The following is a 25,740-nucleotide window of genomic DNA, read 5'->3' on the forward strand; positions in this document are numbered from 1 at the left end:
TAAAAACACAAACGCCACGAATCAATCGAGGCGTTTGTATTGAACCGGTTCAGTTCAGAACGTTTTCACACAGTCTGCTCGGGCGCCGTTTTCGTTTCTGGCTCGCCTCAAACCTTGAAGCGCGCCACCAGATTGTTCAAATCGACCGCCAGGCGCGACAGTTCCTGACTCGCCGCACTGGTCTGATTGGCCCCCGCCGAGGTCTGCATCGACAGGTCGCGAATGTTGACCAGGTTGCGATCCACCTCGCGGGCCACTTGTGCCTGCTCCTCCGACGCACTGGCGATCACCAGGTTGCGCTCGTTGATCGAGGAAATCGCCTGGGTGATCTGCTCCAGCGCAACACCGGCAGCCTGGGCCACCTCCAACGTGGAACGGGCTCGGCCGTTGCTGCTCTGCATGGCGCTGACGGCGCGATCCGTACCGCTCTGGATGCCGCCGATCATCTGCTCGATTTCCTGGGTGGATTGCTGCGTACGGTGCGCCAGCGCCCTCACCTCGTCGGCAACCACGGCGAAACCGCGCCCGGCGTCGCCGGCCCGCGCGGCCTCGATAGCAGCGTTGAGCGCCAGCAGGTTGGTTTGCTCGGCGATGGAGCGAATCACATCGAGCACCTTGCTGATCTCGTGCACACGCTCAGCCAATTGCTCGACCTCGCCTGAAGTGGTGGTGACATCAGCTGCCAGTTGACCAATGGAGTCGACGGTCTGGCGCACCTGCTCACGTCCTTGCTGCGCAGTGACGTTCGATTCGCGCGAGGCCTCGGACGTGCTGACGGCGTTGCGCGCCACCTCCTCGACCGCTGCTGTCATCTCGTTCACCGCAGTAGCGGCCTGCTCGATCTCGGTGTTCTGCTGGTGCAGGCCCCGAGTGGAATCCTCGGTCACTGCATGCAGCTCCTCGGAGGCCGAAGCCAGTTGGTTGGACGAGTCGGAAATGCTTTGAATAGTGGTACGCAGGCTCTGCTGCATGCTTTTCAGCGCATTGAGCAACTGTGCAGGCTCGTCACGACCTTCGACGTGGATGTTCTGGGTCAGATCACCCGACGCCACCACCTCGGCCAGACGCACCGCTTCCGTCAGCGGCGCGACGATGCTGCGGGTCAGCAACAGCGCCAAAACCACGGTGGCCAGCGCCGCCAACACCATCATCACCACCACCCAGGTACGCGCCGAATCGAACACCCGCCCGGCTTCGCGAGCCGCCTCTGTAGCGCCCTTACGGTTCAGCTCAGAAAGATCTCTGAGAGATCGCGTCATGTCATCGGCATGCTGATTGAGCGTGCCACGGGTCACGGCGATGGCATCGTCGAAGTTACCTTGGCGAACGAAGGCGACAATCTTGCCCTGCTCCTGCAAGTAGGCCACTTCGGCACGGCGAAAACCTTCGTAAAGACCACGCTCTTCGCTACCGGAAATGAGCTTTTCGTATGAGGAGTCAGCCGCACTCAACTCGGTACGCAGTTCATCAGCGAGGCGCAGGTTCCTCTGCAGCTCATCAGGCTCACGGTTGAGCATCAACCGCAGGGTGATGGCACGCAGACGCAAGATGTCCTGATTTACATCGGCGAGCCCCATCACGCTAGGCAGCCAGTCCTGATCGACGGCCTCGGACTGCTTGCGCATCTCGGTCATCTGGAACAGTGAAAATGCCCCGAGCAATAACACCAGCAAAGCCACCAGGCCGAACCCCAAAGCAGCCCGTGGAGCGATTGAAAGATTACGCAGCGACATGTCGTGAAACTCCTATTGCGCGCAGAATTCGAGTCATCCCTGGCCATACCTGGCTAGGAATCGGGTGAGATTGCGCCGATCCCGTGTTGCTTATCGGCTTTATTTCCGCGCACTTTATAAGGACAAGCGAAAAATCTAGCGCCGCAGCGCCTTGGCCATCGCCTGGTCGACATGCTGACGCCATTCATCATCGCGCCACCGCTCCTCCCGTCGCGCCTGCCAGTCATCGATGCGCTGCACGTCCTCACACTGGCGAAACCCGTCATCCCAACCCTGCGTGTAGAGTGGCTCGGCCATATAACGCGGTACGTCCTTGTCGAATTGACCCAGCGGTCCGACTGCCGAACGCCCACTGCTGCAGCCGGCCTCGAAACCGTCGACGAAGGCCGGCGGATAATTGGCCGCCAGCATCTGTTCGCGCAGGCTTTGGCAACCGAACAGGTTCAGTAGTGCAAGCACGCAGACCAGCAAGCGTGTGAGGCGCATGGCGTCATGCTCCTTCGATCACACCCAGCAGGCGATCCTTGAGCGCACACATCGCCCAGGGGCTGGTGCTGCAGGCGCCAGAGGCCAGGGCCGAACGCAACGCTGGAATATCGGCGTCACGCAGATAACGTTCGGCGTCGCCCATACGCTCCTCGCCACCGAAGCCGCCGCCGGCCATTTCTGCCAGGGCCTGTTCCTTGCTCCAGTTCTGATAGATGACGCGATACAGCGCGGCGATCAACCCGGTGCGATTTTGCCCATGCTTACAGTGAATCAGCACCGTGCCGCGCCCCTGTGCCTGGCGGATGCTGCGCAGCACCTCGATGACGTCGGTGTCATCGATACGGTCCGTGCGCAGCGGCAGATGAACCTGCTGGACGCGCGGGTCGACCAGCCATTGATCGTCGCCATGCTGATAGAAGTTGATCACCGTAGTAACACCGAGTGCCTGCAGTTGCGGCCAGTCTTTCGCCGTCGGCAGCGCACTGCGGTACAGATCGGGGGCCATGCGATAGAGGTTGATACGGGTATCCAAGGGTTGTGCCCAGTTGGCCGGGCGTACGCCCTGCACGGGTGCCGGCGAAGTCGTCGCACCCCAGGCCATGCTCAGTGGCAGCGCCAGCAATGCACCCGCGAATACCAGTGCGGCCAGCGTCAGGCGCAGGCCCTGTACGAGTTTGTTCATCGGCAGGTTTCTCCCCAGACGGTTTCTTGAAACGGACGTTGCGCCAGCGGAGCGCGGTAAAGTAGCCAGCGATAGGTCAGCACGCAGATCACCCAGTCGATCAGCAGCGTCCACAGGTTGTGCGAAAGAAAGTGCGCGCCCTGCAACATGCGCCCCAGAGAAAACAGCGAGCCCAGCCCCAACGCGACGCCCAGCGCGATGCGCGCAGCGCGTGGGCGGCGATCGCGCAGCGCGAAAAACAGCGCTAGCAGTGAGAACCCGGCCGAGGCATGTCCGCCTGGCCAGCAACGCCCGGGGTTGGCTGTTGGCGCGCGTTCAGCGAGCAGCGGTGTGAACTGCTCCTGGCCACCGAACTCGCTCAGGCTCCAGGGGCAATGCATGCCGGTCAGCGTCTTCAGCGGCGTAACCACCGAGGTCGACAGCCCCAATGCCAGCACCAGATAACCGAGCTGACGGCGCCAGGCACGCAAGCGCGTCGGCAGCAGGCTGAGCGCAAAGCCGGCGATGGCCAGCACACCCAGCACGATCACCGCCTGCTTGGCGCGGTCATGCAGGATGTCTTCGAGCCAAAAGCTGCTACGGCCGATGAACCCCTGGCCGGGCTCGTAGAACAGATGAGCGAGGGCGAAATCCACAGGGCTGGGGTCGACCAGCAGTAGCAACGCCATCAGCAGCAGTGGAATACCCAGCGCCAGACGAAAATCGAAATAACGAGACGGCATGGTCGTTCCTTAGCGCTGGCTGAGCTGCTGGCTCGCTTGATCATCGGGCTGCCAGGCGATCAGTCGCTTGCCGAAGGCATGACTGGCGCCTTGGTAGTACGCGATGTCGCGACGCAGTAACGGATCGCTGCCATCCACCCGCCATTCATGGCTCAGGCCCAAGGCATCGTCGTGGAGGCGCATGCCCTGCCGTGGGCTGAGAATCGCCAGGTTCTGCCCGTCGAACAGGCCCAGATGCTGGTAATTGCCGAGCAGCGCTCGACCGGGTGCATGGTCGGCGCGCAGCAGGTTGCGGCCGAAGAAGGTGGAGACGTAGTCCAGGTTGAGCAGCCCGAGCAGTGTCGGCGCCACGTCGATCTGGCTGGCCACGTCGGCGTACTCGGCAGGCTCGATGTGTTTTGGCGAGTAGACGAACAGCGGGATATGGTAGTTGGCTACGGGCAGGTCCTCCTGCCCGGCACTGCCTGCCGTGTGGTCAGCGACGAAGACGAACAGCGTGTTGTCGAACCAGGGCTTGCTACGCGCTTCGGCGAGGAACTGACCGATGGCGTAGTCGGTGTATTTCACCGCCCCTTCACGCCCGTCACCGGAGGCAATGTCGATGCGCCCGTCCGGATAGGTGTAGGGCCGGTGGTTGGAGGTGGTCATCAGTTGCAGGAAAAACGGTTTGCCGGCCGCATGGTCGCTATCGGCCACCTTCAGCGCCTGATGGTAAAGGTCCTCGTCGGCCATGCCCCAGGCGTTCTGGAAGCTCATCTCGGCCTCGTCGACGCTGCTCTGATCGACGATGCGGTAGCCGTTACCGCCGAAGAAGGCGTTCATGTTGTCGAAGTAGCCGCGACCGCCATAGACGAAGACGCTGTCGTAACCCTGCGCGCCAAGCTGCTGGCCGAGGCTGGCATAGCCGGATTCGCGGCCGATGCGTTTGACGATGGAGCGCCCCGGTGTCGGCGGCACCGACAGGGTGAGCGCCTCCAGCCCACGGTCAGTACGCGTCCCCGTGGCGTAGAAATTAGTGAAGGTCAGGCTGTGCTTGCGCAGCTCGTCGAGATTCGGGGTCAGACCACGCTTGTCACCAAAACTGCCCAGGTACTTGGCGCTGAGGCTTTCGATGGTGACCAGCACCACATTGAGCTTGCGCGGCTGCCCGGGGTTGTCGATCACCCGGCGAATGTCCTGCGGATCGCTACCAATGAAGCGGGCGTTGGGCTCGGCCACCTCTGCGCGCAGTTGCTCGGCCACCGCGGCATCAGGCAGGGTGGCGTAGAACTGCTGGTAATCCAGCTCGTTGTTACGAAACGCGGCGAAGAACTGGTACGGGCCGTTGCTTGCGAGCTCGCGCTGGTAGGTGTTGCCGCCCAGCCCACGCGGTGCGTCCTGCCCCACCAGGCCGCTGCACAAGCCCGCCAGCAGCGCCAGCATCAGTAGTGCGTAGGCCGCCTGCAGCCGGGGCAGACGCGGCGCCTGCAAGGCTGCGCGCAGTGGCCGCCGTAGCGCCAGGGTCAGGCCGATGGCCAGTGCCGCGAGCAGCGCCAGCAAGGGATAGATCGGGTAGGACTCTAGGATGTTGTCCACCACCTCCTTGGAATAGACGAGGTAGTCCACGGCGATGAAGTTGAAGCGCACGCCGAACTCGTCCCAGAACAGCCATTCGGCCACCGCAGTAAAGAACATCGCGAACAGGCTGATGGCCACCAGGGCGACCAGCAGGCGCTGATGCCAACGACGCTGCCATAACCAGGCCGGGCACAGCAGCAGGTAAAGCGCTAGCGGTACGGCGGCGTAGACCAAAAAGCTCAGGTCGTAGACCAGCCCCACCCCATACAACCCGAGCAGCGCCGGCAAGGTCACGCCGGCATCGCTCAGGTGGCTGAGCAGCAGCGCGCTACGGGTGAGGAAGAAAACCGCCAGCCAGGCCAGCAGAATGATCGACAGATAACGAAGTTGCGCGTATTGAAGCCGAGGCATCGTATGATCCTTGCAGGATGAACGTGCCGCAGTCTGCTAGGCGAGCCGTGAGCCTCTCGTCAAAGCCGTGTGAAAAAATCGTCAAACCCAGGAATTACTCGCGATGCGCATTCTGGTCATCGAAGACAACCGAGACATCCTCGCCAACGTGCTCGACTACCTGCAGCTCAAGGGCTTTTCCGTCGACTGCGCGCAGGACGGCCTCAGCGGTCTGCACCTGGCCAGCAGCGGTCATTACGATCTGATCGTGCTGGACATCATGCTGCCCGGCATCGACGGTTATCAGGTATGCAAGCGCCTGCGCGAGGACGGGCGCAGCGAGGTGCCGATCCTCATGCTGACCGCGCGCGATGCCCTGGATGATCGCCTGCAGGGGCTCAATGCCGGTGCCGATGACTACCTGATAAAGCCCTTCGCGCTGTCTGAGCTGGTGGCGCGCATCGAGGCGATCCTGCGCCGCAGCCGTGGCAGCCGCAAACGCCAGCTGCAAGTCGCCGACCTCAGCTACGACCTCGACACCCTGCATGTCAGCCGCGCCGGCCAGCCGCTCAAGCTCAACCCGCTGGGCCTCAAACTGCTGGCCATCCTCATGCAGCGCAGCCCAGCGGTAGTGCGCCGCGAGGCGCTGGAAGAATCGCTGTGGGGCGACGACTGCCCGGACAGCGACAGCCTGCGCAGCCACATCCACCAACTGCGCCAAGTGCTCGACAAGCCCTTCCCCACGCCCTTACTCCACACCATCCATGGCGTCGGCTATCGCCTGGCGGAGAGCGCAGATGCCGTCTAAACAGCCTTTCGAACGGCGGATTCTGATCGCCTTCGTATTGATGACGGCCATGGTCAGCGGTCTATTCTCGCTAAGCATCGTCGGCGTGGTGCACTTCATCGAAGAGCACCTGGTTTCCCAGGAAATGAGCCGCGAGCTGGGCGAAACGCTCAACGAAGACATTCGTCAGGGTCGCCCCCCGCGCCTGGACAGCAGCACGCAGTTCTTCTCCTCCTACCACGATCAATACCTGATTCCCGAGCAGTACACCGGCCTGCAGGAAGGCTTCAACGAAGTGGTCAGCGGCGACGAGGCGTTCTACGTCTACGTGCAGAGAATCAACGGCGAAACCTACATGCTGGTGCAGGAACAGCAGGAGTTCGAAGCCCGCGAGAATGCCCTGTTCAACGTGGTGCTGGCCGGTTTCCTGCTGACGGTGGTGGCCGCCTGGGGCCTGGGGCTGATGATGGCGCGCAAGGTCATGGCGCCAATCAGCCGTCTGGCCCAGCAGGTGCGCCATCGCGACCAGTTGCACCCGCTGGCGCCGCCCTTGGCACCGGATTACCCCGATGATGAGATCGGCCAGTTGGCCGCTGCCTTCGACAGCACCCTGGGCCAGGTGCGTCAGTCCCTGGAGCGCGAGCGGTTGTTCACCAGCGATGTCAGCCACGAACTGCGTACACCGCTGATGGTTATCGCCACCTCCTGCGAGCTGCTCGCCGAGGCGCCCCTGGGGCCGCGCGAGAAGGACCAGGTGGCGCGCATCGCTCGCGCCAGCGAGGAAATGCGCGAGCTGGTGCAGACCTTCCTGCAACTGGCGCGGGACAAGAGCAACGAGGCAGCCTTCGGCGGCGACCGTACGCTCGCCAGCATCGCCCATGAGCAAGCAAGCCGCTGGGGCGCCTTGATGAAGGAGAAGGGTCTGGACTTCCAATTGATCGTGGAAGGTCAGGACGACGGCCGTTACAACGCCACCTTTCTCGGCACGGTGATGGCCAACCTGCTGCGCAATGCCCTGCACTACACCGAGAGCGGCGGTGTGCGTCTGACCCTCGAACAGGGCGCCTTCCGTATCGAAGACAGCGGTGCCGGCATTCCTGCCGAACAGCACGAGCGCATCTTCCAGACCTTCGTTCGCGGTTCCCAGGCACGTGGCGAAGGGTTAGGCCTGGGACTGTCGCTGGTCAAACGCATCTGCGCCAAACAGGGCTGGCAGGTCAGCCTGCAGAGCGAACCGGGTCATACACGCTTCCGGGTGACACTGAACAACGGCGCTTGACGAAATTTTCACGCCCCTTTGACATGAACTTGATGCCTGGTTCTTTAGGGTAACGAACGTATCCATCAAGGGACGTTCCTCATGCCCAAGCCTAGCCCCATCGAGCTGGATTTTTCCCGCAAGTACGATTTCGATCACGCTCAGCAATACCTGCACAAGCACCAGGACGGCCTTTCCCGGCGCCTGTCGCACTGGCGCGACGTGCAGGTAGCGCGCCGTGCATTGCAGATGGCCGATGAGCCGAACCTGGTACTCGACCTGCCCTGCGGTGCCGGACGCTTCTGGCCGATGCTCTGCGAGCAGCCGAACCGAGTGATCTTCGCCGCCGACAACTCTGCCGACATGATCGCCACCGCGCGCGCGGCGCAGGCACCTGAGGTGGTGGCGCGGGTCAACAGCTTTCGCACCTCCGCCTTCGATATCGACCTGGGCGCCAACGCGGTGGACTGCATCTTCTGCATCCGCCTGCTGCATCACATCGAATCGGCCGAACACCGCCTGGCCATTCTCCGCGAGTTTCATCGCGTCAGCCGCGATACGGTGATCGTCTCGCTGTGGGTCGACGGCAACTACAAAGCCTGGAAACGCCGCCGTCTGGAGGCCAGCAGAATGGCTCAAGGTCGCGCGGCGGAAAACCAGAATCGCTTCGTCGTCGCTCGGAGCACGATAGAACGTGAATTCCACCAGGCCGGCTTCAGCATTCTCGGCCACCTTGACTTCCTGCCCGGCTATGCTATGTGGCGCACCTACGTCCTGCGCAAGGAGGCCTGAGATGGGCATTCTCAGCGAACAGGCACTAGCCGCCCTACCCTCGACCGAATTCGACCGCTGGTGGCACAGCCCCGGCGAATGGGTCGAACCCGCCAATCAACGCCGCGGCGGCGAAAGTGGCGTGTGCCTGCTACAACACTGGGACACAAACCGACCGCGACTGTATTGCAAGCGCCAGAGCGGGCATCTCTACCGCTCACTACGTCATCCGTTGGGACGACCGACCATCCTGCGCGAGCTGCAGGCCTACCGAGCCCTCGCCCGCCTCGGCATCCGTACACCGAATATCGTCTACTGCTCGGCGCGCAAACAAAGTGGACAGTGGCAGGCGCTGCTGGTCACAGAAGCCTTGCCAGGTTTCATCAGCCTGGAACAGTGGTACGAAGAGGCCCATGCCCCCAAGCTCAACCAGGCCATGCTGCAACGCCTGGCGGTCACCCTGGCGCGCCTGCACCTGGGTGGATGGCAGCATGGCTGCTGCTACGCCAAGCATCTGTTCGTCAAAGTGCGCAGCGATGGGGAGGTGGACATTGCCCTGCTGGATCTGGAGAAAAGCCGCCGGCATTGGCGTATTGCCAGCGCTTCGCGGCGTGATCTCGGCCAATTGCAACGCCACGGCGGCAGCATGCCCGAAGCTGACATGCTCTACCTGCGCCAGGCTTACCAGCGAGCCTTGAACGATCCATGGGGTGGGCTGCAGCCATGAACGACGGCTCCGATCTTGATGCCCTGTCATTCAAGGGCCGCCGCGGCCTGACGCGCATCTTCGACGCCACCGGTTATTCGCTCGCTGGGCTGCGCGCTGCCTACCAGGGTGAAGCCGCGTTCCGTCAGCTGGTGTGGTTGAACCTGGTGCTGATACCGCTGGCCTGCCTGGTCGATGTCAGCCGCGCGGAGCGGGCGCTGCTGGTGCTGGTGCCTTTGCTGGCGCTGGTGGTGGAGCTGCTCAATTCCGCCATCGAGGCAGTGGTCGACCGTATCTCGCTGAACCTGCACCCGCTGTCCAAACAGGCCAAGGACATGGGCAGCGCAGCTCAAATGGTCGCGCTGCTGATGATCGCCCTGACCTGGGCGATCATCCTGCTTTGATCAACGCACCATGAAGCGCTGTTCAGCCAGCTTGCGATCGCCCTGATAGACGATGAAATGCCATTCGCCGGGTACCACTTCGTGGTGTTCGGTGAACTCGAAGGCCATCACGTCCTGCGGTGCACCAACCACCAGTTTCTGCTGCACTTCGAACTTGTCATGACGCTGACCATCCGCGGTGACCACACCAGGCGTGAGGTACAGCAATGTCAGCGGGGTATCGCCCTCGCGCTTGCCGGCCAGGCTGTAGCGCATGCCGAACTTGGTGCCGAGCTTGGCGGGGATTTGCTCGGTGCGCTCGATATCCTGATTGCTGCGGGTCAGCACCCGCTCGCCGGGCTGAAAGTCCTGATACTGGCTGCTGAAGATGCCGTATTCCACCGGTCCTTCGACGCGGACATCAGCCTGGCTCAGCCCGGCCCAGGCGACTAGTCCGGCCATCATGGCCATTCGGGTGTAATGCATGGTGCGCTCCTCGTTGAGATGAGCGCGAGCCTATGACGCCCGAATGACAGCCTGATGACAGATAGGCTAGCGATCCAGCTCGGCCTGCACCTTGCGCGGAAGAATGGAAAGGAAGTTGTCGCGCGCCACCTTGTGCGCCACGTCCTCGGGCAAGGCATCGAGGAAGGGATCGAAGCCCTTCATGTACTCGCCCAGGTTGCCGAAGCGGCCGACTACGTCCGAACCCAGCATGAAGCGCTCCGGGTAACTGCTGACCAGGTGCACCCACTTCGCGTCCGGTTTACCGTTTTCGTCCAACAGGTAGGGACGCAGCATAGTCCAGGACAGATCGATATACAGGTTGGGGTATTGGCCGAGCATGCGCTCGACCGTGTCCAGGAGGAAGTCGAGTTTCTCCTGATGACGATGAATCTCGGCACTGGTGCCGGCATGCGCCCAGATGAAACGCACATGCGGATGGTTGCGCAGCGGCGCCTCGATCTCTTCCAGGAACAGCGGCTCACGTTCACGCTTGGAGGTGATGTTCGAATGCAGCATCACCGGCAAGTCATATTCGGCAGCCAGGTGGAACACCCGCGCCAGCGCCTCGTTGTTGGCGCGCGGCGCACTGCCATGGATCAGCGCGGTGAGGTCGTCGTGACGGGTGAATACCTCGCCGATGCCCTGCCACAAACCTGGGTCCAGCTCAAGCATACGGCGGATATGCGCATCGGCATTCTTGTCGTTGGGGTTGAAGCCGGAAAGAAACGGATGGAAGCGTTTGCGTTGCTCGGCCGGCAAGCGCTTGTAAGCGGCGGCAATGAATACGTCGGTGGCACTGTACCAATAGGCATTGGCGTCATCACCGGCGTAGTAGCGTGGACGCTTGGGCTCGTCCTCGTCCCACTTCTTGGCCACCGGAATGCCGGAGAACATCACATGATCGACGTTGTTCTCCGCCATTTTTTCCAGCAACTCATCCATGCCGGCGCTTTCCTGGAAGAAGTCGACATAGTGCAGATGGGCATCGCTGTAGCGATATTCGCGGGCCTGGGCGCTGCAGGCAATCACGGCGCTGAGCGCAAGTATCCATGGCATCGTTCGAGATGTGAGCAAGGCGAGTCCTCCTGACGGTACGAGCAGCATAGACCGCCGGTCCGCTACGCAAGTTCTACGAAGGCTTACTGGTCTTGCGCACGCAAATGCACTCATCTGGAGCTCGGACATGAAACACGCACCAAATCAGAACATTATTAGCTAACTAACAGCCTGGGACGGGCGTGGATGTGTCAGTCGATGATGGCACCTCGCTTGCAGTGTCTGCACTCAGACCAGCCAGGGGAATCACCATGTTGCAGTTGCTGCGCAAGCCAGCCCGCAAGGCCAAGGACGAGGCCGCATTGGACGCTCTGTTCCAACAGCACGACCTCACAACTCGACTCCCGGAGGACTACCAGTGGATGGTGCGCCTGAACGATTTCAGCGCCAGCCTCCAGCAGCGTATTCGCGCCAGTCTCGGCGCTGCCGTCGGCATCGCCGCGCACGCGCCGCAACTGGCGCGCATCGCCGCGGCCAATCAACAAAGCGGACAGACCCTGGCGCAATCCTCGGAACTGATCGCCAGCGCCAGCGAGCAGGTCACCACTACCCTGGATGCCGAACTGGTGCCTGGTGCCGGCGAAGTCGCGCGCCTGTCCGCCGAGGTTTCCGCCACCCTCCATCAGTGCCAGGAAAGTGGCCAGGCGGTGCTGCGTCAGGTTGAAGTAATCGACGCCAGCGAGGCGCAACTGGCTCAGGTGATCCAGCAACTGGCCGGGCAACTCGATGAAGTGAGCAAGGTCATCGGCGTGATCGCCAGCATCTCCCAACAGACCAATCTGCTGGCCTTGAACGCCGCCATCGAAGCCGCTCGCGCCGGCGAGCATGGCCGCGGCTTTGCCGTGGTCGCTGAAGAAGTGCGGCGCCTAGCGGGCCACACCACCGATGCCACTGGCCAGGTCAGCGGCATCATCGAGCGTTTTCGCGAGGGCATGCAGCAGCTTGGCGATGCCGGTCAGCATATGACCCCGGCCGTGGCCGACGGCCGCACCGGCATCATTGCCGTCAGCGCTGGGCTGGACAGCACGCGCCAGGCCATGGATCGTCTCGACGCTCAGGTCGGCCAGATCGCCGCAGGCACCGAGCAGATAGGCCAGGCGGTGCGCTCAATCAATGGCGATGTGCAGAACATCGCCCAGGTCGCCGGTGAACTGCTCGGCAAGGCAGGCCAGGTGCTGCATCACAGCCAGGCGGTGCGCGAGGATGGTGATCGCCTGCTCGCCGGGCTCGGCGACTTCCGCCTGGAGATCCACGCAGCCGTACGCGCCAGCATCGAGCAACTGGCCACACGCCCCGAGTTGGCCGGCGATGTGGCAACAGCCGAACGCCTGCTTGTCGATACGCTGGCACGCGAAAGCCGTTTCGAGCTGTTCTATCTGGTAGATAGCCGCGGCGTGCAGATTTCCGAGAATATCTTCGCCGCAGATGTGGCGCACAGTGAGGGAGCCAGCTGTCGCGGCCGCGACTGGAGCCAGCGCCCCTGGTTCCGTGCCGTGGCCGAACGGATGGAGAGTCATATCACCCAGGTCTATCGCTCCTCGGCGACCGATGATTTCTGCTTCACCGTGTCGGTGCCTATCGTCGACAGCCAGGGGCGCCTGCTGCGAGTGCTGGGCGCCGATGTGCGCTTGTCGGCACTGGTGTGAACAGAGCTGCCTGAGCCAGGTCTGTTGACGCTTCGCCGCGACTGCGCCGGGAGCCCTTTCTCGCCGCAACGCGGCTTGCGCCGGAGCGCCAACAGCGCCTAGGCTGGCGGAAATTGCCGTCACGCCTACAAGGAAGCGCCATGATCCGCATTCACAACTGCAAGGGCCTGTAGCAGCAGATCGAAATCGGCTCGCACCAGCTCCTCGGCGATGTTTCGACCGAGCTCGGTGGTGAGAACGCCGGCCCCGATCCGCACGACCTGTTCGACGCCTCGCTCGGCACCTGCAAAGCCATGACCCTGCTGCTCTATGCACGCCAGCGCGGCCTGCCGCTGGAAGGCATCGACGTCAGCGTCGAACGTGACGACAGCGAAGAACGCCAAGGCAACTACCACCTGATCGTCGAGCTGTCGCTCAAGGGCCCACTGGACGATGCCCAGCGCCAGCAACTGCTGCGCGTCGCCGACAAGTGCCCGATCCACAAGCTGATGACCACTACAGACATCCAGGTCGAAACCCGCCTGGCGGGAGTCACGGCATGAGCGAACTGCAACTGATTCGCCCGCGCGCAGAAGACATCTCCGGGCAACCGATCCTGCGCCCCCTACCCTCGGCCCGCTTTCGCAGCATCGGTCCCTTCGTGTTCTTCGATCATATGCTCGAGCACGCCTACCCCGCTGGCAGCGGCATGAATATCGCCCAGCACCCGCATATCGGTCTGTCCACCCTCACTTACCTGTTCGAAGGTCAGTTGCAGCACAAGGACAGCCTGGGCTCGGATCAGGTGGTGGGCCCTGGCGATGTCAGCTGGATGACCGCAGGGCGCGCCGTCGCCCATGTCGAGCGTACGCCGCCTGCACAACTAGGTCAGGACAAACGAGCGCATGGCCTGCAGGTCTGGCTGGCGCTGCCAGAGGCCGACGAGCAGTGCGAGCCGAGCTATAGCCATCACCCGGCCGAGTCGCTGCCGCGCAGCGATGCCATGGGCGTACAGATCACCTTGATCGCCGGCAACGGCTTCTGCCTCGAATCGCCAGTGCCGGTTCGTTCACCGACCCTGTATGCCGAGCTGCGCCTGACCGCCGGTGCCAATCTGCTGATACCCGCCGAGCACAGCGAACGCGCGCTGTACCTGATCGACGGCGAAGCGGAACTCGATGGCGAAGCGCTGCCCAGACACACCATGGCCGTGATCCCGGCTGGTGAAACACCCGTCCTCAGTGCCTGCGGCGAATGCCACCTGGCACTGATCGGCGGCGAGCCCATTGGCCCACGACGGATTAACTGGAACTTCGTCGCCACCACCCCGGAGCTGATCGACCAGGCGCGCCAACGCTGGGCCGCTGGCGACTGGCCGCAGGTGCCAGGCGAAACCACGCGCATCGAGCTGCCGCGCTAACTCCATCCCGTGCAGGCGCACAACGGCGCCTATCACCGCAAAGGACTGCCCTCTTGCCTATGTATCGCACCCTCGCGTGCCTGCTGCTTTTGTCTACGCAGGCCCTGGCCGATCTACCCCATTTCGAACCTGAGCGAAGTCCTCGATCAACAGGGAAACTGGCTGCTGATTCGTTACGCCTCGCGCAAGGGACCATTGGAGCGCTGGGTATCACTCGACGAGGCCTACGGCCAAACTCGGCCATGACGCCTCTCCCTATGAATATGCTGTAACGCCTTCGCAGTTTTTTGTTACCTGTGCGTGATCCAGAAGCGCAGTTGCCGGGTATAAGCTGCATGCGGATTTCTCAGGCCAACGGATGACCCATGGCAGATCGCAACTTCGATTACGAAAGCACCCTGGAAGCCTGCGCACGCGGCGACGAACGTGCCTTCCAGGCGCTCTATCGGCAGGAGGCTGGGCAGTTGCTCGGCCTGGCCATCAGCATGCTGGGCCGACGCGACATTGCCGAGGACTGTCTGCACGACGCTTTCGTGCGCATCTGGCAACACGCTGCGCGTTTCAGACGCGAGCTCGGTAGCGGCCGCGCCTGGGTACACAGCATCCTGCGCTACCGTGTACTCAATGCGCTGCGCAGTGGTGGCAGGTACGCCGAAGTCGACGATGAATTCATCGAACGCGTGCTGGACGACAGCCCGCAAGCCGAAGCGCAGGCGCTGGAGCAATCCGAACAGCGCCTGCTGCGTCGCTGCCTGCAGCGCCTGGAAAAACCGCGACGTCACCCGATCCTGCTGGCGTTCTACCGTGGTCTGACCCACGAGCAGATCGCCAGTCGCCTGAGCACACCGCTGGGCACCATCAAAGGCCGTATCCGCGCCGGCCTGCGCGCGCTGCAGGAGTGTCTGCAAGCATGATTCCGCAAGATCCCGAAGAACGCCGTGCCTTGATTGGCGAGTACCTGCTCGGTCTGCTCGACGAGCAGGACGCCGCCGAGGTTCAGCAGTTGCTTGAATCGGATGAAAGTGCTGCCCGTATGGCCCTGGAATGGGAACGGCACTTTCTCGACCTGAGCGACCAGCTACCGGCACAAGCCCCCTCGCCGGCACTCTGGGCCCGTATTCGACAGAGCCTGGGCCTGCACGATGCGCCACGCGCCAGCCCGCTGAGCAACTGGTGGAACAGCCTGCTGACCTGGCGCCTGACTGCAGCTGCGCTGGCTATGGCGCTGCTGGTCGCCGTGCTGATGCCGCTGTTGCGTACCCCGGATATCACCGGCGAACGCTACACCGTGGTGTTGCAAGAGCCGGGCGAGGCCGCCAAGCCAGGTTGGGTGATCCAGGTCGGCAGTGACGGCACGCTCTCGCTTGATCCGCTGGTCGCCGATCAGGTTCCTGACGGTCGCGCACTGCAGTTCTGGACGCTGATCGACCCGGCCGACGGTCCGCGCTCGCTGGGCCTGGTCGAAGCCGGCCAACCGCTGCGTCTGCCTGCCGAGCAAATCGGCGCCGTACAGGCCGGCCAGTTGTTCGAACTGACTCTCGAACCGGCAGGCGGCTCGCCCTACAACCGCCCCAGCGGCCCGGTGCTATACATCGGTCGCGCCGTGCTGGCCAGCGCCAACTGAGCAGGTTGCCGGCCGCCTGGCCGGCAGCTTTCCTCCCCCGATTACCCTGCGAAAAAATATTTTCATCCGCCGACATCCAACCCCGTTCCTCGCGGGTATAGCTCACAGGTGTTTCGTCGAGGCACCTGCGAAGCCGGCCAGCTGGCTTCGTCTCGATGCTGAAACCTTTATGAGGAACAACCATGAAACGCATCACTACCCTTTGCACCGCCAGCCTGCTGACCCTGAGCGCAGGTGCCGCCAGCGCCACCGAACTGCTCGCACTGGGCGCCGACGGCAAGCTGTTCAAGGTCGATGTCGCCAGCCTCAAGGTCACCGGCAGCATGGCTGTCAGCGGCGCCAGCGACCTGCGCGGCCTGGACGTACGTCCGGCCAGCGGTCAGCTCTACGCCCTCAGCGGCACCGATCAGCTCTACACCCTGGATGCAGCCAGCGGTAAGGCGACCGCAGGCAGCAAGCTGCAAACCGCATTGGCTGGCAGCGGCCAGGCCGTGGTCGACTTCAACCCGGTGGCCGACCGCCTGCGCCTGCTCGGCCCGGACGGCACCAGCCTGCGGGTAAACGTCGATACGGGTGAAGTCGCCGTAGACGGCAAGGTCGCCTACGCCACCGACGGCCCCTATGCCGGCAAGCAACCCAAGGTGGTCGCCGGCGCCTACACCAACGCCTATGCCGGTACCCAGAGCACCGCGCTGTACAACATCGACCTGGCCAGCGGCAGCCTGATGCTGCAGAACCCGCCGAACGATGGCGTGCAGCAGGAAGTCGGCAAGGTCGCCGACGGCCTCAAAGCGGCCGCGATGGATATCGCCAGCGACGGCAAGGGTGGCAACACGGCCTACGTGCTGACCGGCAAGACCCTGCACAAGCTGGATCTGGACAGCGGCAAGCCCACCACCCTGGGCGACGTCGCGGATCTGCCGGACGGCATCATCGACATCGCCGTGCTGCCAGCGAAGTAAGATGAAAAAAGGCTGCGCCCATTGGGCGCCGCCTTTCGTTCAACGCGCGGCAAAGCCGCGGTCACTGCTCGGCGAACACCTCATCGAACAGATCGTTCATCGCCTTGAATGCCCGCGCAGCGACCACCGGGTGGTATTCGTTGCGGCCTGGCACGTTGGCCTTGGGATTGGTGAACGAGTGCACGGCGCCGCCGTAGCTCACCAACTGCCAATCCACCTTGGCAGCCTTCATTTCCGAGACGAAGCCGTCCACCTGCTCCTGCGGCACGGCTGGGTCGTCCGCACCATGCAGTACCAGCACCGGCGCCTTGATGTTCTTGGCATCGGCCGGATTGGGTGTATCCAGGTTGCCGTGGAAGGAGACGAAGCCCTTCAGCGGCGCGCCCGAACGGGCCAGCTCCAGTACCGTGCCACCACCGAAGCAGAAGCCGATGGCGCCCAGCTTGCTCAGGTCCAGTGCTACCTCGCGGCCCTGCGCCTTGAGCACCTCGACAGCGGCCTGCGCACGCTTGCGCATCAGCGCACGATCGGCGCGCACAGCACCCGCTGCAGCACCAGCCTCCTCGGCATTGCTGGGACGAATGGACTTGCCGTACATGTCGGCGAGAAATACCACGTACTTGTCGCCCGCTGCGCGCGCCGCCTTGGCCACGGTGTCCTGGTTGACGCCCATCCAGTTGGGAACGGCTAACAAACCGGGGCGCGGGGTTGTCACCGAGTCGTCATAAACCAGCACGCCTTCGAAAGCCTCGCCCTCGATCTCATAGGAAATCGGCTTGGTCACGACGGCCGCATCGGCAAGACCGGCGAATGCCGCGCACAACAGGGGAACCAGTGTCTTCTTCTGCATGATGAGGCCTGCCCTTGGCAATGGTAGGCCCCTAACAATAGCCCCGCAGACGGCAATGGCCAAATCGGCAACGCTCAGGAGTTAGACAGAACGTTTCAAGCGGCGGGCAGCTCGGCCCAGCGCTCCTTGATCTGCAGAATCTCGGGCAGACAAGCGATGAACAGCTCGACCAGGCGCGGATCGAAATGACGACCGCTCTGCTCACGCAGGAAGTCGACCGCAGCCTCCACAGTCCATGCCTGCTTGTAAGGGCGCACGCTGGTCAGCGCATCGAACACATCGGCAATGGCGACGATGCGGCCCTCAAGAGGGATGTCTTCGCCACTCAGGCCATTTGGGTAACCGCTGCCATCCCACTTCTCATGGTGCGACAGCGCGATCAGTTGCGCCGTGCGCAGCAGTCCCGAACTGTGTTCGCCGATGATTCGCGCACCAATCTCCACATGCTGGCGCATCACTTGCCACTCCTGCTCGTCGAGCTTGCCCGGTTTGCGCAGCACGGCATCGGGTATGCCAATCTTGCCGACATCATGCATGGGTGCCGCATTGAGCAATTCCTCGGCAGCGCTCTCGCTGAAGCCGGCGGCCAACGCCAGCACCTTGGAGAAATGGCTCATGCGGATAACGTGCAAGCCAGTCTCGTTGTCCTTGTATTCAGCGGCCATGCCCAGGCGCTGGACGATCTGCAGGCGAGTCTGCTTCAGCTCATCGACCCGCACCAGTGACAGGTGCGTACGCACACGCGCACGCACGATAGGCGGGCTAACCGGCTTGGTGATGTAATCCACCGCACCGACCTCGAAGCCACGCGCTTCATCGTCGACATCGCCGAGGGCGGTAACGAAGATCACCGGAATCGTATTCAGTAACGGATTGGCCTTGAGCTGTTCGCACACCTCATAGCCAGTCATGCCCGGCATCATCACGTCGAGCAGAATCAGGTCGGGCCGCTCACGCTCGGCCATTTCCAGGGCGCGCGGCCCTTCCTTGGCGAACAGCAGGCGATAGTCCTCCTGCAGGATATGGCGCAGCACCTGCAGGTTAGTGGGTTCGTCGTCGACCAACAGCAATAGCGGGCGAGTATCGGCAGCCGGGGTCATGATGCAGTCGCGTCCTCATCTTGCAGTCGCAGCAACAGTCGATCGAGCACCTGCAGGGCCTGATCGAAATCAAAGTCATCCAGCGCCTGGCGTAAGTCGTTCAAGGCCGCGCTGTAGGCCGTACTCTCGGTGGTCTGCGCCATGGCAGCAAGGACTTCATCGTCCAGACCGCCTCGCTGCAGCGCCTGTCGCAGCTGACTTGCCTGTTCACGCAGCGAGCGTGCGTCAACAGCTGAACTTTCGCTCGTAGACGCCGTATCCGGCACCTGCGGCACTACGTCCTTGACCGTCAGAAGGGCCTGCTCAAGCTCCGCAATCAATGCGGGCAACCCCTGCTCGTCCTGTGCCTGAAACGCCCGCTCGACCAACTGCCCCAAACTGGCAAGGCTGCTCATGGCCAGGTTTGCGGCGGCACCATGTAGGCGATGCGCAAGCGCCTCGCCCTCTTGCCAGTCGCGTGCCGCCAGCAGTCGACTGAGGCGCACCGCCAGATCATGCTGTTCGCCAATGAACGTATTGATCGCCTGAGCCATACGCAGCGGCCCGCCCCACAGGCTGCTGCCGCGAACCCAGTCGAACAGGCCGTCGTCGGCGACACGAGTGGCACTGACCACTGCGCCGGGCACATCGGTCAGACCCAGCAGACGGGCAACTTCCCAAAGCAGTGCGTTGAGATCCAAAGGCTTCGAGGCGAAACCATTCATCCCCGAGTCCAACGCTGCCTGACGGTCCTGATCAAGTACGCTGGCGGTCAGAGCAATGATCGGAATCGGCTCTCGCGCCTCGGCGGCCTCCAGCTGGCGGATTCGTCGCGACGCCTCCAGGCCGTCAACACCCGGCATCTGCACATCCATCAGGATCAGATCGAAACGCTGCTGGGTGAACGCCTGTAGTGCGCCTTCACCATCGGCGACGCAGTGTACGCGATGGCCGAAATGCTCCAGGGTCAGTTGCAACAATTCGAGGTTCTGCGGCACGTCATCGGCCGCCAGAATCTTCAGCTGCCCCAGTTCAGGCAGCACGGCGCGTTGCTGCGACGCCAAGCGCTTGCCGGCGCGCAGCGGTAGCTCGACGCTGAAGCAACTGCCCTGCCCTTCGGTGCTTTCGACCCGCAAGCGCCCCCCCATCAACTCGACCAATTGCCGAGAGATGGTGGTACCGAGGCCGGTACCACCGAAACGTCGACTCATCGACGCATCGGCCTGGGCAAACGGCTCGAAGATCTTCTCCAGGCGGTCGGCTGCGATACCAATGCCGGTGTCTTTCACCGCCAGACGCATCGCGCCCGGCTCACCCGTCACTTTCAGGCGAACCTCGCCGTGCAGGGTGAACTTGACCGCATTACCGAGCAGGTTGGTCAGCACTTGTTGCAATCGCAGTGGGTCCCCGCAGAAGAACTCGTTGGTCGTTGCCGGGTAATCCAGATGCAGTTGCAGGCCTTTGCTTTCGGCCGTCAGGCGCTGCGTTGCGAGCACCTGCTCGCACAGTTCGCGCAGGGAGAAATCCAGTTGCTCCAGCTCGATGGCGCCCCGGTCGAGCTTGGCCGTGTCGAGGATGTCATTGAGCAAGCCCAGCAGCGAACGCGACGAATGCTGCACGGTATTCAGATGGCGACGCTGTTCACTGGAAAGCGGGGTTTCCAGCAGGAGGTCGGTAAAACCGATGATGGCATTCATCGGCGTACGAATTTCATGACTCATGTTGGCCAGGAAGCTGCTGCGCGCGGCAGCGGCGGTCTCGGCGCGATCGCGGGCAGCCCGCAGATCCTGTTCCATGACGCGGCGCGGGGTCAGGTCGGTTGCCAACTTGACGACCTTGAACGGCTTGCCGTCGGTGTCGAGGATCGGGTTGTAGCTGGCCTGAATCCAGACATCCCGTCCGCCCTTACCAAAGCGGTGGTATTCGCCTGCACGAAAATGACCCGCACGCAGATCCATCCAACCCTGGCGATAGGCATCGCTTGCTACCAGCTCAGGAGCGCAGAACATACCGTGATGGCGCCCTACCACTTCCTCCTTTTCATAACCAAACAACGCCAACGCATTGTCATTGACCTCTAGGATATTGCCGTCGAGGTCGAACTCGATCAGTGCCATCGCCTTGCTGATCGCGGTGACCTTGCCCTCGTACTCTGCATTGCGCCGTTTGGTTTCGGTCTGGTCGAGCAACACGCCGTCGATCCAGCGCGGCATGCCATTCTCGTCGCAAACCGGGCTACCACTTTCCCATATCCAGTGCTCGGTTCCGCTACGATCAAATAGACGATATTCGACGGTATAGTTGCACCCTTGCTCAATGGCCTGAACGACCTCGTCAACGACCCGCTGGTAGTCGTCCGGGTGATACATATCGGCAATCGAACAGCGGCGACTGATGAAGTCGTCCGCGCTCCACCCCGTGAGGGTCTGCACCGCATCGCTGATAAATATCATGGTCCAGTCCCGGTCCAACATGCAGCGAAACGACACACCAGGAATGTTGCTGATCAACGAGCGGTACTGCTGCTCGCTGTCACGCAGGGCTCTCTCCATGGCCTGTCTTTCGCTGATGTCGGCGACGAATACCACGAACAGCGGCCGGCTGCCTGAATGGGTAACGCCAACGCTGATGCGCACAGGTTTTTCTTCACCCTCTCGAGTCAGGCACACCAGCTCCTGCTCGCCCGCCGGCATCGTCAGGCGTCCGGTTCTGTGGTAGCTCTCCAGCAGTGCCTCCACCTGTTCGACATGGCTGGCAGGCATCAGCGAGCGCATGTGCATGTCCACCAGCTCGTGCGGTGACCAGCCGAATAGGCGCGAAACCGCACGATTGGCCGAGCACAGGGTGCCGGTATGGTCGACGGTGATGATGGCGTCCAGAGCCGTATCGAAGATCGAGCGCAAATGCTGCTCGCTGGCCTTGAGCTGATGACTCATGCGGCGATAACGCAGCAGCGTGTTGGCCGCCACGACGAAGATCGTCAGAGCAACGGTCAGCAGCGTTATGGCAATGGCGATATAACCACTGTCGACTACTGCCATCGGAACCTCGGACTCCGGGGTGCCGACGAAACGCGCCGCAGCCATGCCGGTGTAGTGCATGCCACTGATCGCCAGCCCCATCACCAGGGCGCTGAGCGCAAGCGCCCAGAGCGTCGGCAAACGCCCCTCCAGACCGAAGCGCACCCACAACGCCAGAATGGCCAGGGCAACGGCAACCACGATGGACAGGGCGAACATCCAGGGGTCATAGCGCAGCAGCGGCGCCATCTGCATCGCCGCCATACCGCTGTAGTGCATGGTACCTATACCGGCCCCGACCAGCACACCCCCAACACAGAGTTGCAGCAGGCTCAAGTCGCGCCGCGCCAGCAGAGTAAGTGAGACCCACGAAGCAGCCAGGCTCGGCAGCATCGATAACAGCGTGATGCCCGGATCGAATCGCACTGCCGCACACAGTTCGAAGGCGAGCATGCCGAGCACATGCATGGACCAGATGCCGCCGCCGAGGGCGAGTGAGCCGGTGAAAATGGTGATCTGCCGGGCGACCGGATGCGAATTGACGCGCGCTTCGCCGGCCAACTGCAGCGCCATGCCGGCGGCGAATACGGCAATGGCCAGCGACAACAGTACCAACTGCGGGTCGTAACGACTGAGCACGAGGACACCGGGATCCGCGCCCATGATGAAAAAAAGCTCGAGAATCGACATACAACCCCAGGACGCGACAGACCGCCAGCTAATTGCCAGCATCTGAAACGACGGGGCCTCGCTTGTCAATTAAAGCCGATCAATCACACCCATAGAAAAGCCCGCCGAAGCGGGCTTGTCCTATTGCCAGATAGATCAGGCGGAGAGCTCCACCAGCAGCTTGTTCAGGCGCTGCACGTAAGTGGCCGGATCCTTCAGGCTGTCGCCTGCGGCCAAAGCGGCCTGGTCGAAGAGGATGTGCGAGAGATCGGTGAAGCGATCCTCGTCCGGCTCGGCATCCAGGCGCTCGATCAGCGGGTGCGCAGGGTTGAACTCGAAGATCGGCTTGGCATCCGGCACCTTCTGCCCGCTGGCCTCGAGAATCTGGCGCATCTGCAGGCCCAGATCCTGTTCACCAATGGCAAGAATCGCCGGGGAATCGGTGAGACGGTGCGAGACGCGCACCTCGGCGACCTGCTCACCCAGCGCACCTTTCAGACGCTCGATCAGCCCTTCCTTGGCCTTGGCCACTTCTTCCTGAGCCTTCTTGTCCTCTTCCGAGTCCAGCGTGCCCAGATCCAGGTCGCCACGCGCCACGTCGACGAACTGCTTGCCGTCGAACTCAGTCAGGTAGCTCATCAGCCACTCGTCGATACGGTCGGTGAGCAGCAACACCTCGATCCCCTTCTTGCGGAACACTTCCAGGTGCGGGCTGCTCTTGATCTGCGCGTAGGATTCGCCAGTGAGGTAGTAGATCTTGTCCTGGCCTTCCTTGACGCGACCGAGGTAATCGGCCAGCGACACCGACTGCTCGTCGCCCTCGCCGGCAGTGGAGGCGAAACGCAGCAGGCCGGCGATCTTCTCCTTGTTGGCGAAGTCTTCCGCCGGACCTTCCTTGAGTACCTGACCGAACGCCTTCCAGAAGGTCTTGTAGTCGTCCGGCTTGTCCTTGGCGAGTTTCTCCAGCATGTCCAGCACGCGCTTGGTCAGCGCCGACTTCATCGAGTCGATGACCGGACCGGACTGCAGAATTTCGCGGGAAACGTTCAGCGACAGGTCGTTGGAATCGACCACGCCCTTGATGAAGCGCAGGTACAGGGGCAGGAACTGGTCGGCCTGATCCATGATGAATACGCGCTGCACGTAGAGCTTGAGGCCCTTGGGCGCTTCGCGGTGGTACAGATCGAACGGTGCGCGAGCCGGCACATAGAGCAGCGAGGTGTACTCCAGCTTGCCTTCTACCTTGTTGTGGCTCCAGCTCAGCGGGTTCTCGAAATCGTGGCCAACGTGCTTGTAAAACTCTTGATATTCCTCGTCCTTGACCTCGGTACGTGGACGGGTCCACAGGGCGCTGGCACGGTTGACGGTTTCCCACTCCACTTCCGCGGGTTTGTCTTCACCGTGGTGCTCCTTCGGCAGTTCGATGGGCAGCGCGATATGGTCGGAGTACTTCTTGACGATGTTGCGCAGGCGCCAACCATCGGCGAACTCTTCCTCACCGCTCTTGAGGTGCAGAACGATACGCGTACCGCGCTCGGCCTTGTCGATGGTGGCAACCTCGAACTCACCCTCGCCTTTGCTCGACCAGTGCACGCCTTCGCTGGCCGGAGTACCGGCGCGGCGGCTGAACACCTCGACCTGATCGGCGACGATGAATGCCGAGTAGAAGCCCACACCGAACTGGCCGATCAGGTGCGAATCCTTCTTCTGGTCACCAGAGAGGTTCTTCAGGAAGTCTGCCGTGCCGGATTTGGCGATGGTACCCAGGTGCGCGATGACTTCCTCGCGGTTCATGCCGATACCGTTGTCTTCGAGGGTAACGGTCTTGGCATCCTTGTCGAAGGACAGACGGATCTTCAGATCGGCGCCACCTTCGAGCAGTTCGGGCTTGGCCAGCGCCTCGAAACGCAGCTTGTCAGCGGCGTCGGAAGCGTTGGAAATCAACTCGCGCAGGAAAATTTCCTTGTTCGAGTACAGGGAATGGATCATCAGATGAAGCAGCTGCTTCACCTCGGTCTGGAAGCCCAGGGTTTCTTTTTGAGTTTCCACACTCATGGTCTTCTAACTCCACATGCAGGACTATGCCGCGCGAGCGGCGGATGTCCTGCAGATTGGGGCAGCGCGATCAATTTCAAGGGCTTAGGGTTCCAGCAACTGCAAACGGCCGATTTCTTCCGGCTTGAAACTGAAACTGGCCTGCCCGCCGCCACTGCCCATCTGCTGAATGAGGCGAATGCTGCCATCGGCGTCGACGCCGACGAAGCGCCCCTCGACCGTACCGCCACTGGCGCGACTCAGGCGCATGCTGAGGTTGCGATACTGTTCCGGATTGCGCTGCAGGCGCGCGAGACTGAAGCGTTGCCGGCGGTCGACCGGGCGACTCAGGCGCTCCTCGATCGGGGCCGCCTCGCGCTGCGGCGTAGCCTGAGCGGTGGCAGTGGCAGGCAATGCCGGGAAGCGATCACCTTCCACCGCCCAGCCCTGCTCGGCACGCTTGTGCAGGCGCACCGGCAGACGCTCGCTACGCCCGGCAATCTGCGCTTCGACCTGCAGCTCCAGGCTGTCACCCTCGAAGGTGAACACCGGCAGCTTCAGCTCGCTCACCTTGCGCGTGGCGAAGCGCCGCTGCAGATAGTCCTGCAGCACATGGGCAATGGTGTCACGGGAATCGAAACGCGCATCGACCTGGCCATCGACATAGCGCAGGCGATCACGGTACAGCTCGACCCGGCCACTGAGGCTGGTTTTGAAGCGCGGCGGCAAGACCAGATGGAAATCGCCGACCAGTCGGTTCGGCTCCTGCGGCTGCAGGTCCAGATGCAGGGTGTAGCCACGACTCAGACGACGCGCCTCGGGCAGATCTTGCTCCGGTAACAGCCAGCTCAGCTCTACCTCTGGCAGGCTACCGCTGTCCTGGGGCAGCACGTCGATACGTACAGGACCCTCGACTGGCTGCGGCAGGCGGATACTCAGTTCACGCAGGGCGAAGAAATCCAGGCCCTCGCGCAGCACCAACACACCATCGATCAGTTCACCCTGCTGCGGGCGAAAGGGCTGGCCGTTTAGCTCACCGTCCAGATTAATGGCAAGCTCGGCCGGCGCCTGCACTTCGGGCTTGAGCCAGTCCAGGCGGACGATCGCCGCCAGACGTTCGGCATCCTTACTGGCCAGCAACGTGAGACCTACCACGAGGGGAATTACACCAAGCCCGATCAGAGTGACCGCACTGCGCGCTCGCTGCCAGTGGCGCACGATGTAAATCAGGGTAATCGGCGGGATCAGGCTGCCCCAGCCCCACAACAGGCTGGTGGCGAACGCCCGCATGACCAGCCATATCAGACCAGCCAGCATCAGCAGCAGGCCACCAATTATCAGCAACGCATCCATCTACAGGGTCCTTGTCATGATTTCGCTGCGCTGCCGATCCGTTCCAACTGCCGGGCAAGTCTC

The 25,740-nt window shown here is 62.5% G+C and carries 23 protein-coding genes and 2 pseudogenes; 12 read left to right on the top strand and 13 right to left on the bottom strand.

The genetic code is table 11. The annotated features are described in order from the left end of the window. Window positions 1-107: 107 nt before the first annotated feature. From EGJ86_RS25675 to EGJ86_RS20405, 6 genes and pseudogenes are all read right to left on the bottom strand, one after another. Window positions 108-971 (bottom strand): methyl-accepting chemotaxis protein, encoded by an 864-nt coding sequence (locus EGJ86_RS25675; RefSeq protein WP_372237981.1) that lies wholly within the window; start codon window positions 969-971, stop codon window positions 108-110. Continuing rightward, window positions 966-1,733 (bottom strand): annotated as a pseudogene (locus EGJ86_RS25680) (MCP four helix bundle domain-containing protein); the annotation flags it as partial. The pseudogene EGJ86_RS25680 and the gene EGJ86_RS25675, both read right to left, overlap by 6 nt. 135 nt (window positions 1,734-1,868) lie before the next feature. Next, window positions 1,869-2,219 (bottom strand): hypothetical protein, encoded by a 351-nt coding sequence (locus EGJ86_RS20390; RefSeq protein WP_125836418.1) that lies wholly within the window; start codon window positions 2,217-2,219, stop codon window positions 1,869-1,871. Between the two features lie 4 nt (window positions 2,220-2,223). Then, entirely contained in the window at window positions 2,224-2,904 is a 681-nt protein-coding gene (locus EGJ86_RS20395; protein WP_125836419.1) for a dual specificity protein phosphatase family protein, read from the bottom strand. Continuing rightward, window positions 2,901-3,626: a phosphatase PAP2 family protein gene (locus EGJ86_RS20400; protein WP_125836420.1), complete on the bottom strand. Its 726-nt coding sequence runs from the start codon at window positions 3,624-3,626 to the stop codon at window positions 2,901-2,903. Before EGJ86_RS20400 ends, EGJ86_RS20395 begins: the two co-directional genes overlap by 4 nt. Before the next feature lie 9 nt (window positions 3,627-3,635). Further along, complete coding sequence (locus tag EGJ86_RS20405) at window positions 3,636-5,594, bottom strand: LTA synthase family protein (RefSeq protein WP_125836421.1); 1,959 nt, start codon at window positions 5,592-5,594, stop codon at window positions 3,636-3,638. A 103-nt stretch (window positions 5,595-5,697) separates the two neighbouring features. Here EGJ86_RS20405 and EGJ86_RS20410 point away from each other — a divergent pair, with 103 nt between their 5' ends. From EGJ86_RS20410 to EGJ86_RS20430, 5 genes are all read left to right on the top strand, one after another. Next, window positions 5,698-6,381, top strand: a complete 684-nt coding sequence (locus tag EGJ86_RS20410) for a response regulator transcription factor (protein WP_099523789.1) — start codon at window positions 5,698-5,700, stop codon at window positions 6,379-6,381. Then, entirely contained in the window at window positions 6,371-7,639 is a 1,269-nt protein-coding gene (locus EGJ86_RS20415; protein ID WP_125836422.1) for a HAMP domain-containing sensor histidine kinase, read from the top strand. Before EGJ86_RS20410 ends, EGJ86_RS20415 begins: the two co-directional genes overlap by 11 nt. 81 nt (window positions 7,640-7,720) lie before the next feature. Then, the gene (locus tag EGJ86_RS20420) at window positions 7,721-8,410 is read left to right on the top strand and encodes a class I SAM-dependent methyltransferase (RefSeq protein ID WP_125836423.1); all 690 of its coding nucleotides are present in this window, start codon (window positions 7,721-7,723) and stop codon (window positions 8,408-8,410) included. A gap of 1 nt (window position 8,411) precedes the next feature. After that, window positions 8,412-9,116, top strand: coding sequence for a lipopolysaccharide kinase InaA family protein (locus EGJ86_RS20425; protein ID WP_099523783.1), 705 nt, complete (start codon window positions 8,412-8,414; stop codon window positions 9,114-9,116). Next, window positions 9,113-9,499, top strand: a complete 387-nt coding sequence (locus EGJ86_RS20430; RefSeq protein ID WP_125836424.1) for a diacylglycerol kinase — start codon at window positions 9,113-9,115, stop codon at window positions 9,497-9,499. Before EGJ86_RS20425 ends, EGJ86_RS20430 begins: the two co-directional genes overlap by 4 nt. Here the strand turns inward: EGJ86_RS20430 and EGJ86_RS20435 are convergent, their stop codons facing one another. Both EGJ86_RS20435 and EGJ86_RS20440 read right to left on the bottom strand, forming a co-directional pair. Next, entirely contained in the window at window positions 9,500-9,964 is a 465-nt protein-coding gene (locus EGJ86_RS20435; RefSeq protein ID WP_125836425.1) for a DUF3859 domain-containing protein, read from the bottom strand. Between the two features lie 66 nt (window positions 9,965-10,030). Next, window positions 10,031-11,041 carry an amidohydrolase family protein gene (locus tag EGJ86_RS20440; RefSeq protein ID WP_125836454.1) on the bottom strand — a complete coding sequence of 337 codons (1,011 nt, stop codon included), beginning with the start codon at window positions 11,039-11,041 and terminating at the stop codon, window positions 10,031-10,033. 362 nt (window positions 11,042-11,403) lie between these two features. Between EGJ86_RS20440 and EGJ86_RS25685 the strand changes: the two are divergent. From EGJ86_RS25685 to EGJ86_RS20475, 7 genes and pseudogenes are all read left to right on the top strand, one after another. Next, a pseudogene (locus EGJ86_RS25685) lies at window positions 11,404-12,123 on the top strand (methyl-accepting chemotaxis protein); the annotation flags it as partial. A gap of 423 nt (window positions 12,124-12,546) precedes the next feature. Then, on the top strand, window positions 12,547-12,687 hold the full coding sequence (locus EGJ86_RS25690; RefSeq protein ID WP_372237982.1) for a PDC sensor domain-containing protein: 141 nt from the start codon (window positions 12,547-12,549) through the stop codon (window positions 12,685-12,687). A 179-nt stretch (window positions 12,688-12,866) separates the two neighbouring features. Then, window positions 12,867-13,229 (top strand): OsmC family protein, encoded by a 363-nt coding sequence (locus EGJ86_RS20450; protein ID WP_125836427.1) that lies wholly within the window; start codon window positions 12,867-12,869, stop codon window positions 13,227-13,229. Then, window positions 13,226-14,086 carry a pirin family protein gene (locus EGJ86_RS20455; RefSeq protein ID WP_125836428.1) on the top strand — a complete coding sequence of 287 codons (861 nt, stop codon included), beginning with the start codon at window positions 13,226-13,228 and terminating at the stop codon, window positions 14,084-14,086. Before EGJ86_RS20450 ends, EGJ86_RS20455 begins: the two co-directional genes overlap by 4 nt. Before the next feature lie 365 nt (window positions 14,087-14,451). Continuing rightward, window positions 14,452-15,000 (top strand): sigma-70 family RNA polymerase sigma factor, encoded by a 549-nt coding sequence (locus tag EGJ86_RS20465; protein WP_099523769.1) that lies wholly within the window; start codon window positions 14,452-14,454, stop codon window positions 14,998-15,000. Then, window positions 14,997-15,710: an anti-sigma factor domain-containing protein gene (locus tag EGJ86_RS20470; protein WP_125836430.1), complete on the top strand. Its 714-nt coding sequence runs from the start codon at window positions 14,997-14,999 to the stop codon at window positions 15,708-15,710. The genes EGJ86_RS20465 and EGJ86_RS20470 overlap by 4 nt, the downstream gene beginning before the upstream one ends. A gap of 182 nt (window positions 15,711-15,892) precedes the next feature. Continuing rightward, a complete protein-coding gene (locus EGJ86_RS20475) occupies window positions 15,893-16,672 on the top strand; it encodes a DUF4394 domain-containing protein (RefSeq protein WP_125836431.1) in 780 nt (259 codons plus the stop codon). 61 nt (window positions 16,673-16,733) lie between these two features. Here EGJ86_RS20475 and EGJ86_RS20480 read toward each other — a convergent pair whose 3' ends face one another. From EGJ86_RS20480 to EGJ86_RS20500, 5 genes are all read right to left on the bottom strand, one after another. Beyond that, window positions 16,734-17,522, bottom strand: coding sequence for a dienelactone hydrolase family protein (locus EGJ86_RS20480; RefSeq protein WP_125836432.1), 789 nt, complete (start codon window positions 17,520-17,522; stop codon window positions 16,734-16,736). 95 nt (window positions 17,523-17,617) lie between these two features. After that, window positions 17,618-18,622, bottom strand: a complete 1,005-nt coding sequence (locus EGJ86_RS20485) for an HD-GYP domain-containing protein (RefSeq protein ID WP_125836433.1) — start codon at window positions 18,620-18,622, stop codon at window positions 17,618-17,620. Then, window positions 18,619-22,260: a PAS domain S-box protein gene (locus EGJ86_RS20490; protein ID WP_256672483.1), complete on the bottom strand. Its 3,642-nt coding sequence runs from the start codon at window positions 22,258-22,260 to the stop codon at window positions 18,619-18,621. The genes EGJ86_RS20485 and EGJ86_RS20490 overlap by 4 nt, the downstream gene beginning before the upstream one ends. A gap of 186 nt (window positions 22,261-22,446) precedes the next feature. Next, on the bottom strand, window positions 22,447-24,345 hold the full coding sequence (gene htpG / locus EGJ86_RS20495; RefSeq protein WP_125836435.1) for a molecular chaperone HtpG: 1,899 nt from the start codon (window positions 24,343-24,345) through the stop codon (window positions 22,447-22,449). Window positions 24,346-24,429: 84 nt separating this feature from the next. Then, complete coding sequence (locus tag EGJ86_RS20500; RefSeq protein ID WP_125836436.1) at window positions 24,430-25,677, bottom strand: MFS transporter; 1,248 nt, start codon at window positions 25,675-25,677, stop codon at window positions 24,430-24,432. Between the last annotated feature and the right edge of the window lie 63 nt (window positions 25,678-25,740).

Source organism: Pseudomonas sp. o96-267 (assembly GCF_003935465.1).
Classification (GTDB): Bacteria; Pseudomonadota; Gammaproteobacteria; order Pseudomonadales; family Pseudomonadaceae; genus Aquipseudomonas; species Aquipseudomonas sediminis.

Excerpts from the sequence above, each read along its gene's own strand:
- EGJ86_RS20475 (WP_125836431.1), top strand. The coding sequence starts at position 15,893 with ATGAAACGCATCACTACCCTTTGCACCGCCAGCCTGCTGACCCTGAGC.
- EGJ86_RS20440 (WP_125836454.1), bottom strand. The coding sequence starts at position 11,041 with ATGCCATGGATACTTGCGCTCAGCGCCGTGATTGCCTGCAGCGCCCAG.
- EGJ86_RS20430 (WP_125836424.1), top strand. The coding sequence starts at position 9,113 with ATGAACGACGGCTCCGATCTTGATGCCCTGTCATTCAAGGGCCGCCGC.
- htpG (WP_125836435.1), bottom strand. The coding sequence starts at position 24,345 with ATGAGTGTGGAAACTCAAAAAGAAACCCTGGGCTTCCAGACCGAGGTG.
- EGJ86_RS20420 (WP_125836423.1), top strand. The coding sequence starts at position 7,721 with ATGCCCAAGCCTAGCCCCATCGAGCTGGATTTTTCCCGCAAGTACGAT.
- EGJ86_RS20435 (WP_125836425.1), bottom strand. The coding sequence starts at position 9,964 with ATGCATTACACCCGAATGGCCATGATGGCCGGACTAGTCGCCTGGGCC.
- EGJ86_RS20425 (WP_099523783.1), top strand. The coding sequence starts at position 8,412 with ATGGGCATTCTCAGCGAACAGGCACTAGCCGCCCTACCCTCGACCGAA.
- EGJ86_RS20415 (WP_125836422.1), top strand. The coding sequence starts at position 6,371 with ATGCCGTCTAAACAGCCTTTCGAACGGCGGATTCTGATCGCCTTCGTA.
- EGJ86_RS20470 (WP_125836430.1), top strand. The coding sequence starts at position 14,997 with ATGATTCCGCAAGATCCCGAAGAACGCCGTGCCTTGATTGGCGAGTAC.
- EGJ86_RS20480 (WP_125836432.1), bottom strand. The coding sequence starts at position 17,522 with ATGCAGAAGAAGACACTGGTTCCCCTGTTGTGCGCGGCATTCGCCGGT.
- EGJ86_RS20395 (WP_125836419.1), bottom strand. The coding sequence starts at position 2,904 with ATGAACAAACTCGTACAGGGCCTGCGCCTGACGCTGGCCGCACTGGTA.
- EGJ86_RS20400 (WP_125836420.1), bottom strand. The coding sequence starts at position 3,626 with ATGCCGTCTCGTTATTTCGATTTTCGTCTGGCGCTGGGTATTCCACTG.
- EGJ86_RS20410 (WP_099523789.1), top strand. The coding sequence starts at position 5,698 with ATGCGCATTCTGGTCATCGAAGACAACCGAGACATCCTCGCCAACGTG.
- EGJ86_RS20455 (WP_125836428.1), top strand. The coding sequence starts at position 13,226 with ATGAGCGAACTGCAACTGATTCGCCCGCGCGCAGAAGACATCTCCGGG.
- EGJ86_RS20405 (WP_125836421.1), bottom strand. The coding sequence starts at position 5,594 with ATGCCTCGGCTTCAATACGCGCAACTTCGTTATCTGTCGATCATTCTG.
- EGJ86_RS25675 (WP_372237981.1), bottom strand. The coding sequence starts at position 971 with ATGCAGCAGAGCCTGCGTACCACTATTCAAAGCATTTCCGACTCGTCC.
- EGJ86_RS20485 (WP_125836433.1), bottom strand. The coding sequence starts at position 18,622 with ATGACCCCGGCTGCCGATACTCGCCCGCTATTGCTGTTGGTCGACGAC.
- EGJ86_RS20500 (WP_125836436.1), bottom strand. The coding sequence starts at position 25,677 with ATGGATGCGTTGCTGATAATTGGTGGCCTGCTGCTGATGCTGGCTGGT.
- EGJ86_RS25690 (WP_372237982.1), top strand. The coding sequence starts at position 12,547 with ATGGAGAGTCATATCACCCAGGTCTATCGCTCCTCGGCGACCGATGAT.
- EGJ86_RS20465 (WP_099523769.1), top strand. The coding sequence starts at position 14,452 with ATGGCAGATCGCAACTTCGATTACGAAAGCACCCTGGAAGCCTGCGCA.
- EGJ86_RS20390 (WP_125836418.1), bottom strand. The coding sequence starts at position 2,219 with ATGCGCCTCACACGCTTGCTGGTCTGCGTGCTTGCACTACTGAACCTG.